This is a genomic window from Sphingobium sp. LMC3-1-1.1, assembly GCF_040676285.1.
Lineage (GTDB): Bacteria > Pseudomonadota > Alphaproteobacteria > Sphingomonadales > Sphingomonadaceae > Sphingobium.
Genome location: NZ_JBEGHQ010000031.1, coordinates 1 through 1,244, shown reverse-complemented (window position 1 = coordinate 1,244; position 1,244 = coordinate 1). Strand labels below are relative to the sequence as shown.

General features: G+C 63.1%; 1 protein-coding gene. It reads right to left on the bottom strand.

Translation table 11 applies throughout. The features are described 5' to 3' along the window. The coding region (locus MRBLMC3_RS16160; RefSeq protein WP_363830488.1) for an NAD(P)/FAD-dependent oxidoreductase at window positions 1-1,244 on the bottom strand (1,244 nt) is incomplete at both ends.

Below are 1,244 nucleotides of genomic sequence, written 5' to 3'. Positions count from 1 at the left end.
CCCACTTCTTTGAGCGGGACGCTGTGATTGGCGAGCTGTGCCTGGTCGAGCAGTGCGCCGGAAATGACATGGGCTCTGCCCTGGACATAATCCTTGACCGCATTGACGCAGTCGAGCGCGATGAGCCTGCCGGACTTGAGATAGAGGACAGAGAAGCTGCGGGTTGCCGGGTCGCCGCGCAGGATCGTCTGGTCATGCCCTGTTGAAAGGCCCACGGTCTGGAGCTTCAGGTCATATTGGTTCGACCAGAACCAGGGCACGGCATGATAGGGTTCTTCCTTGCCCATGATATGGCTGACCGCCGTCTTCGCCTGGTCATTGGCGTTCTGAACCGATTCAAGCCGGATCTGCGCGCCGCGGGCGAAGCTGTTGGCATGGGCGGCGCAATCGCCCACCGCATAGATGTCGGGCAGGCTGGTGCGGCAATATTCGTCCACATCCACGCCATTGCCGCCCACGGCGCCCGCCGCGATCAGCGGGCCGGTTTCCGGGATAATGCCGATGCCCACGATGACCATGTCGGTCTCGATCCGCTCGCCATCCTGCATCAGCACGGCGGTTGCCCGAGGACCCGCATCGCCATCGGTCACTTCGATGCAGTCCATGCGCGCGCCGGTGCGCAGGTCGACGCCATGGGCGCGATGCTCCGCTTCGTAGAAGCGCGACAGCTCCTCGCCTGCAACGCGCGCCAGCACGCGGTCCAGAGCCTCGAGCAGCACGACCTTCTTGCCGAACTTGCTCAGTACCGCGGCCGCCTCCAGCCCGATATAGCCGCCGCCGATCACCGTCACATGGTTGATCTGGTCGATCTTCGCCATCATCGCGTCGACATCGTCGCGACGGCGCACGGCGTGGACATTGGATGCTTCGGCGCCGGTGCAGGTCAACATGCGCGGCGAGCCGCCCGTCGCCCAGATCAGCTTGCCATAGCCGATTTCCCGATCGCCCGTTTCCTTGCCGCCCATGGTCACGAACTTGCCCACCGGATCCACCGCCTTGACCCGATGGCCCAGCAGCATGTCGATCCCGCGTTCTGCCCAGAAGCTCGCCGGCCTGATCAGGATGCGCTCAAAGCTCTTGTCACCCGCAAAATATTCCTTCGAAAGGGGAGGGCGCTCATAGGGCGGATCCTTCTCATCGCCGATCATCCCGATCGACCCTTCAAAGCCAAGCTGCCGCAGCGATATCCCCGCCTGGGCACCAGCATGACCCGCGCCCACGATCAGAACGTCATAATAACTCAT